The sequence below is a fragment of the Syntrophomonas sp. UBA5494 genome, assembly GCF_002426325.1.
Map to the genome: position 1 here is coordinate 275 of NZ_DIPG01000136.1, position 7,197 is coordinate 7,471.

The window sequence follows — 7,197 nt, forward strand, 5'->3', positions numbered from 1 at the left end:
CCCTGTGGATATCCTACATATATAATGTATCAATATGGAATATCCGATGGATATCCATCAAGTGCACACTGCACCTGTTTTAGTGCGAGCCTTACAAAAAAGCGGGAAAAAGATATAAAGACGTACAAAAACGCGGAGGAATCGAACACATGTTTGTATCTATTTATAGGACAGTTCTATCAAAAACGCGGAAGTCTCGAACACGTATTCGTAGCTGTTTGCTCATTAAAGCGAGAAAAACGGGCGCTTCGTAGTCGTAGCAGTAGCCGCCAGTGTGGGCCCTGTGGATATCCTACATATATAATGTATCAATACGGAATATCCGATGGATATCCACAAGTCCACACTGCACCTTATTTATTACGGGCACCACGGAGCATTTTGTAATGTTTGTCCTTTAAACGGCTTTTGCCCTCAACAATTATTTTTATAATGTCGTCAATTTCGCCATTATCCGCAATTACCAGCATTGCCAGAGACGGGCCGATTTGCTTCTCTACCCAGTTTCTTACATCTTCTACCGACCTGTTTTCTGGTTGCCTTGTCAATTTAAGTTTACCGACTTCTAATATAATGCTACTCCACCAAGGAGCGATCTGCCACCGTGATTTATTGCTGTCCCTACACGGCTTCAGTATTTTGATGTAATTATTCAACACTTGCGAAAAAATGCGGCCAACATTATCATCGAATAATAGAACCATTTGCAATTTTTCGGCTCGTTCGTCCCGAACCTGCAGTTCCATGCGGATCCAGCTTTCCTCTGTACTCTCCTGCTCCATGGCTTTATCGTAGATGCGCAAATACATTTTGGACTGTTTGGATCCGATGTTGATGGTATTGCCGATGATTTTTCCGTCCTGCAGAGTACGCTTGATAAACTCTGTCGACGTGCGCCAGCGGCTTGAAACATAGCCTTTTCTTATAGCCTTTTGGATCCGCGCGAAGGGAATGACTTCTCCCGTTTTATCATCAACAGCGACATCGATGCGAGTAAATTTCCCGTCAAATAACAGCACTTGATCAAATAATTGCAACAAGTTACAGTCCGCTTCGAGTTCTCTGCATCCCTGACCGGACAGTATGACATGAGTGCCCATATCCTCGGCGCCATCAAACAACACGGAAATATGCCCACAAACTTTTTGCTTTTTATAGCCATAACGGCCCTTGGGTAATTCGATGAAATCTGCAAGGCTAAGGCTTAAAACTTGCAAAATGATTTCATCCGGATTTGTTGATTTTATTGTGAACTCCAGCCAGTCAAAAAGGCAGTCAAGCCTTGGGTTCATTTGGGTTACGCTCCTTTGGCATGTATTTTGCGCCCCCCTGTTAGTATACGGGGGGCTTGTCCATCTTTTCGTGCGTTTTGTCATTTTTAGCATTTTCAGAGACTATATCTTGCACCATGGGAAAAAACCGGCCGTGACGGCCGGTTGGGTGTGGAAGGAGGATCAGTCCTCCTATTTCTCTGGTGGCAGGTACTTTTTGGTATTTTCAGTAAGTTCCTTCAGTAGTTTGGCGATATCATCAAGATTATGTCGGATATCAAAGTAAAATTTTTGGTCATCCAGCAGCTGATCATGATCGAACTGATCTATCAGGTTGTCCAGGTACCGGGACAGTTCCAGCAGGATTTGATTTTGGAACTGGGTATGCTCCAATTCTGTGTTGATAAAAAATTTCAGGCGCATGGCATCGTCAGAGTCTGAGTCATTTTTGATCCCATCGATGAGCAGCGACTTTGTTTTTTTCTCGAATTCCGCAGGGATTCGCCCTGCTTCCACCTTTGCGCGAACTGTTCTTAAAAAATCGGCTCTTTGATCCATGATGGTTCCTCCTTAGTATCAGTAATAGGTTTGACGATCAGACAACAGGTTTTTGTATAATGTAAGGTAATTTTGAGCCTTTTCGGACTCCCCGGATCTGGATGCCTGGCAATACAGTCCGTAGACGGTGTGCAAGGCCCTTGATGTTGTAATGCTGATGGGATCATAGACATAAGTCCAGGCATCTGACAGCTGATCCAGCAGGTCCCTGATCTTCGAACTATCCGGGTTGATCTGGTGCAGTTCCAGTCGGATCAGGTCGGAAACGTCATTTAGTTCCCGCATAAACATTTCAAGACGATCTTCCTCAATCGTGATTTTGGGAACTTTGCTCACAGCAAACACCTCTCTTTCAGAACGGCAGTTCGTCCGGATCCATCGGGACAGGCTCAAATCCGTCACCGCCGGCCGCTGCCGCACCTTTGGGCTTTTGTAAAAAGTCAATGCGATAGGCGTAGACATCAAGCGTATACCGGGTGTTACCGTTAGCGTCCTGATAGGAGCCAGACTGCAGTTTTCCTTGGACCAGCAGCTGCTGCCCTTTGATGACGTACTGGGCCATGTTCTCGGCGGTCTTGCCCCAGGCCACGCAGGGGATGAAATCCGCTTTATCCTGATCCCGATCTACCGCCAGGGTAAACCGGCAATAGGGATTGCCGCCGTTGGATTGTTTGAGTTCCGGATCCTTGGTGATCCGGCCGAGTGCCGAAAAAAAGTTCATCATGATGTGTAACCCTCCTGTTTTTCTTTTGCATAGTTTATGGCTATAATCCGGGTTGGAACATCACTTCCGGAGTATGCTCTTCTTGCCTGCCTATTTCGGCGATCCGCTGCAGGGTGGATTCTATATCCTGCTTTGTTTTGCCGATATAGGAACTGTCATAAATCTTGATTTTGGTATTACCGATCTGATATTCCTGAATCAGATTGCCCGTGATAAGTCCTTGTTTCAAGATGATCCCCCCTGCTGCCATGATATGCAGGGCCAGCATTGCATGGTTCGGAATCATGTTGCGCAGTATATTCACTTTGTTCCTGGAAGAATACCGTCCAGTCCACAGTCAGAATTTGTCCCAGTGCTTTTGCCGTCTCGACTGATGGAGAAGAAATATCACATTCAATTTTGGTTATCATACTTCGATCCTTACCAATGCAATCCGCCAGTTGCTGCTGTGTATAGCCTTTCCGTTCCCTAAGCTTCCGTAATTTGTCACCGATCAAAAATGATTCCTCCTTTTGATATTGTGATTGATATTGTGAAGTAGCTTCACCTGATACTATTATTATAAGGGAATATTCTTCACATGTCAATGGATTTAGCGAAGTATGTTCACACGTATTGCATCGTGAATTATTTTCACATATAATGTGAATGATAGGAACATACTGTTGTGTTGTAGTAGTACAGGTCCAAAGGGAAACATAGATTCAAATGGAACAAACGAAAGGAAGTGAATGGAATGCCGCTGAAAGACAAGCTAAAAGAATTGAGGACAGGGAAGAAGAAAACACAAAGTGAAGTTGCTTCTTTTTTGGGAATCGACCGGAGTACATACGGGAAATATGAGACAGGAGACAGTTTTCCGGATCTGGAGAAGCTATTGCAGATATCAGCTTACTTCAATGTGTCCACGGACTATCTTCTCGGCAAGACCAATGTAAAAATTCCGGATCGAATCGCGAATGCCTTGCAAGACGATCCCGAATTGTCGGAGTTCTGGAATACGTTGCAGGAACGGGAAGATTTGCAGCTACTGTTTAAGCAAACAAGGAATCTGTCACCAAAGGACATCAGGCAGATCATCAGGGTAATCAAGGCGATTGAAGAGGAAGAAGACAAGGAAAACAGCTAGGAGTGGATAAGATCCTGCTGATGCATGGGGGACAAAGGGAAATGAATATAGATATATTGGAGAAGCCATTGTTGAAATCTCTTATTGATGGTACGATACCCTTTTTCGAAGTAATGAACGCCTATAATGTGAAAACATGTCTAAGCAACCATTTGCCTGCTCATATTCTTGGGTTTGTGTATGTCAGCCGGCGTGGGAATTACCATTTGGTGCTGAATGCGGAAATAAACTATGAAATCCAGTGCAGGACCTTTTTGCATGAAATCAAGCATATCGTATATGACCTGCCCACAGCCGGGTACATCATTGGTATGGACCTGCAGCATACAAGCCTGGAACAGGATGCAGACATGGTGGCGGAAAACATTGAAGTCTATACCTGTAAGCAAGGAGGATTGTAACATGGCATATTGTCTATACCTTAGGAAATCAAGAAAGGATCTGGAAGCGGAAGCCAGGGGAGAGGGGGAAACCCTGGCCAGGCATGAAAAGATTCTGCTGGAGCTGGCAAAAAAGATGAAGCTTAACATTACGAAGATTTATAAGGAGGTGGTATCCGGAGAAACCATAGCTTCCCGGCCAGTTATGCAACAGGTATTGGGCGAAGTCGAGCAAGGTATGTGGGGCGGCGTCCTGGTAGTGGAAGTGGAGCGGCTTGCCCGGGGGGATACCATTGATCAGGGTATTGTTGCCCAGACGTTCAAATATTCCGGAACAAAGATTATAACTCCGCTTAAAGTATACGATCCAAACAATGAATATGATGAAGAATACTTTGAATTCGGCCTTTTTATGAGCCGTCGGGAATATAAAACGACGAACCGCAGGCTGGAGCGAGGCAGGATAGCGTCCGTAAAGGAAGGCAAGTACGTCGGGAACATCCCTCCCTATGGCTACAAGCGGGAAAAGATAAAGAGGGAAAAGGGATATAAATTGGTGCCGGATCCGGAACAAGCGGATATCGCAAAGCTTATTTTTGAGATGTATACGGATGGAATTGGCGTTTCAAGGATCGTTCGCAGGCTGAATGAAATGAAGATTCCGGCTGCCAGAGGAGGAGACTGGGTGAACTCATCCGTTCAGGGAATCCTACGAAACCCGGTCTATACCGGGAAAATCCGCTGGAAATGCCGGCCGCAGAGGAAAAAGATCATAAATGGGCAAGTGGTGAAGGAACGACCGAGAGCGGATGCGGATTCCTGGATCATAGCGAACGGACTCCATGAACCGATTATCGACGAAGCCACATTTCAGCTGGCACAGGAAATTATGGCTAAAAATCCGTCTCCGAAAGTAAAAACAAAAGGTACCATCAAAAACCCTCTTGCCGGATTGATTGTGTGTGGGAAATGCGGTCGGAAGATGATCCGCAGGCCATACAGCAATGGACAGCAGGATACCTTGATGTGCACGGTAACCAGCTGCGACAATGTAAGCAGTTATTTAAGCCTGGTGGAAGATAAGCTGATACAGGCTCTGGAAGATTGGCTGAAGAACTACAAGATTACAATGGAAGAAGGCATAGGACCGAAGCCTGCAATGGATCCGGACATACTGGAAAATTCCATAAAAAAGCTGGAGAAGAAGGAAGACGTCTACAAGAAGCAGATGAATAGCCTGTATGATCTGTTGGAGCAGGAAATTTATACAACCGAAAAATTCCTTGAAAGGTCCGGCATACTGACAGAAAGAATAAAGGCAATAGAAGAGAATGTGAGTCGCCTGAAGCAGCAATTGAACAGGCTGATTTCCCAGGAAAAAGGCAAAAAGCTGATCATCCCTAAAGTCCAGAAAGTGCTGGATGTTTATAGATCCCTGAAGGATCCCGCTGATAAGAACAAGCTACTGAGAGAGGTACTTGAAAAAGTGGTGTATCTGAAAGAAACAAAAAATGGCAGATGGGATAATAGCGCTATGGATGATTTCGAGCTTCATATTTATCCCAAACTGCCTTTATGATTATCAATGACAGCATTGTCGAACGGATTCATAAGCACCACTATGATGTCAGTGATATGCAATTTTGATAATAGCATCATACCCTTTGGCTTTCAATTCCGCTGCTAGCTGTTCTGCGTTTGGCTTAGCCCGAAACGCTCCTGTCTGCACGCGGTAAATCTTGTTGGACGGCACTGGCGATAGATCGGTTGCCAGCGCCGCCTTGACGTCTGCCCGGAAGGTATCCATGCTCTTGCCATGACGTGGAAACCAGTGCATGACATCGCTGTGGTTACTGGCGATGCCCAGCTTGTGTCCCTCGCTGTGGCATATGATATTTTTTTCTGTTAGGCTATATAGCCGGCAAAGGTATACGCAAAGGTCTACCGCCTCCTGGTAGACCTTGTAAAAATACGAGGTATCGATCAGGTTGTCCTCGCAGATCTCAAATCCTATATGCGTATCGTTGGCATCACCGCCACAGTGCCATCCCCGGTGGTTCCAGGGCAGGGTTTGGTACGCTGCAATCGTGCCATCCGCCAGCTTGCCGATAAATGCATGGACGCACGCCTGCCGGCCGTCCGGTTTGTCTTGGTTCCAGTGGTTCCCGTATTTGTTTTCACCGAGCAGGCCATCATCAGGCCCAACGTACCGACTCAAGCGTGGATTGTTCGCGCCAGTAGAGTGTACCATTATGCCTATCGGCGTTATGGTGCGGCCTGCCTTAAAGCAGGCGTTTTCTGTAAAAATTAACTTATGTAAGTTCATGTGCTTCCCCCTTTATATTATCCTCCTCTCCATCCAGTTCGATCGGCTCGGCAATGGTAAGGATGTCCCTGGTTGATGTCTCTGCGTACCGGCGGGTGGTACTGATATCCGCATGACCCATAACGCGCTGGATCACATCAAGGCGGATGCCTTTGGCAAGTAAGGCGGTCGCGAAAGTATGCCGGGTTTGGTGCGCCGTAAAAGGGATACCGGATCGCCTGGCAATATTTTGAGCATGTCCCTGTAAAGTTCGCTTTGACACGCGAAACAAGGGTTCTCCCTCCGGTACGGATTTCATGTAATCCAGGAGTTCGCGGGCAACCTCCGGATCCGTGACAGGTACCATACGGGACTTGTCACGCTTGGCATGGCGGACGGACAGGACGACTCTTTTTTGCTGGATGCCGATGTCCTGGCCGGTCAGCCTGGCGGCTTCTCCGACACGGATCCCGGTTGTCAGCATGATCCGGAAGGCAAGCCGGATATGCTCCGGCTTACTGTCCAATATGTTTTTGATGATGCGCTGCTGATCCTCTGTTAAGGGCTTTGGGTAAGTCGGTTTCTGCTGAACATGCAGGCTTTTCAATACCGGATTTCCAAAAATTTTTTCCTCCTGGACTAAAAAATCATAAAAGCCCCGGACTGTCCCGATCATGACGTTTATGCTGCTCGATGATAGTCCGGAGACATATAGAGCATTGCGGTAATCCTTTGCCTGATGGGGCGTTAAGCGCAGATAATCGGATCCGGTCTGGCTACACCAGCTGGCAAAGGCCCGCAGGTGCAGGCCGTAGTTTTTGATTGTCAGG

At 46.5% G+C, this 7,197-nt stretch carries 11 protein-coding genes; 3 read left to right on the plus strand and 8 right to left on the minus strand.

Going from position 1 to position 7,197, the window contains the following annotated elements:
* Positions 1-353 precede the first annotated feature (353 nt).
* From B3W37_RS15355 to B3W37_RS15380, 6 genes are all read right to left on the minus strand, one after another.
* The gene (locus B3W37_RS15355) at positions 354-1,292 is read right to left on the minus strand and encodes a replication initiation factor domain-containing protein (RefSeq protein ID WP_483176314.1); all 939 of its coding nucleotides are present in this window, start codon (positions 1,290-1,292) and stop codon (positions 354-356) included.
* Between the two features lie 171 nt (positions 1,293-1,463).
* Positions 1,464-1,829 carry a hypothetical protein gene (locus tag B3W37_RS15360; RefSeq protein WP_483176315.1) on the minus strand — a complete coding sequence of 122 codons (366 nt, stop codon included), beginning with the start codon at positions 1,827-1,829 and terminating at the stop codon, positions 1,464-1,466.
* Positions 1,830-1,847: 18 nt separating this feature from the next.
* Positions 1,848-2,165, minus strand: coding sequence for a hypothetical protein (locus tag B3W37_RS15365; protein WP_483176316.1), 318 nt, complete (start codon positions 2,163-2,165; stop codon positions 1,848-1,850).
* A 16-nt stretch (positions 2,166-2,181) separates the two neighbouring features.
* Positions 2,182-2,553, minus strand: a complete 372-nt coding sequence (locus B3W37_RS15370) for a single-stranded DNA-binding protein (protein WP_483176317.1) — start codon at positions 2,551-2,553, stop codon at positions 2,182-2,184.
* Positions 2,554-2,593: 40 nt separating this feature from the next.
* Complete coding sequence (locus tag B3W37_RS15375; protein ID WP_483176318.1) at positions 2,594-2,782, minus strand: hypothetical protein; 189 nt, start codon at positions 2,780-2,782, stop codon at positions 2,594-2,596.
* Positions 2,730-3,140: a helix-turn-helix transcriptional regulator gene (locus tag B3W37_RS15380; RefSeq protein WP_483176319.1), complete on the minus strand. Its 411-nt coding sequence runs from the start codon at positions 3,138-3,140 to the stop codon at positions 2,730-2,732. Before B3W37_RS15380 ends, B3W37_RS15375 begins: the two co-directional genes overlap by 53 nt.
* Positions 3,141-3,289: 149 nt before the next feature.
* On the opposite strand from B3W37_RS15380, the gene B3W37_RS15385 reads away from it, so the two are divergent.
* From B3W37_RS15385 to B3W37_RS15395, 3 genes are read left to right on the plus strand one after another with little or no spacing between them, the layout of a single operon-like run.
* Positions 3,290-3,682, plus strand: a complete 393-nt coding sequence (locus B3W37_RS15385; RefSeq protein ID WP_483176320.1) for a helix-turn-helix domain-containing protein — start codon at positions 3,290-3,292, stop codon at positions 3,680-3,682.
* Between the two features lie 41 nt (positions 3,683-3,723).
* A complete protein-coding gene (locus B3W37_RS15390; RefSeq protein WP_483176321.1) occupies positions 3,724-4,083 on the plus strand; it encodes a hypothetical protein in 360 nt (119 codons plus the stop codon).
* A gap of 1 nt (position 4,084) precedes the next feature.
* Entirely contained in the window at positions 4,085-5,641 is a 1,557-nt protein-coding gene (locus B3W37_RS15395) for a recombinase family protein (RefSeq protein ID WP_483176322.1), read from the plus strand.
* A gap of 48 nt (positions 5,642-5,689) precedes the next feature.
* Here the strand turns inward: B3W37_RS15395 and B3W37_RS15400 are convergent, their stop codons facing one another.
* Positions 5,690-6,388: an N-acetylmuramoyl-L-alanine amidase gene (locus tag B3W37_RS15400; protein ID WP_483176323.1), complete on the minus strand. Its 699-nt coding sequence runs from the start codon at positions 6,386-6,388 to the stop codon at positions 5,690-5,692.
* Positions 6,375-7,197 (minus strand): tyrosine-type recombinase/integrase (locus tag B3W37_RS15405; RefSeq protein ID WP_483176324.1); only part of this gene is annotated, 823 nt, incomplete at its 5' end. The genes B3W37_RS15405 and B3W37_RS15400, both read right to left, overlap by 14 nt.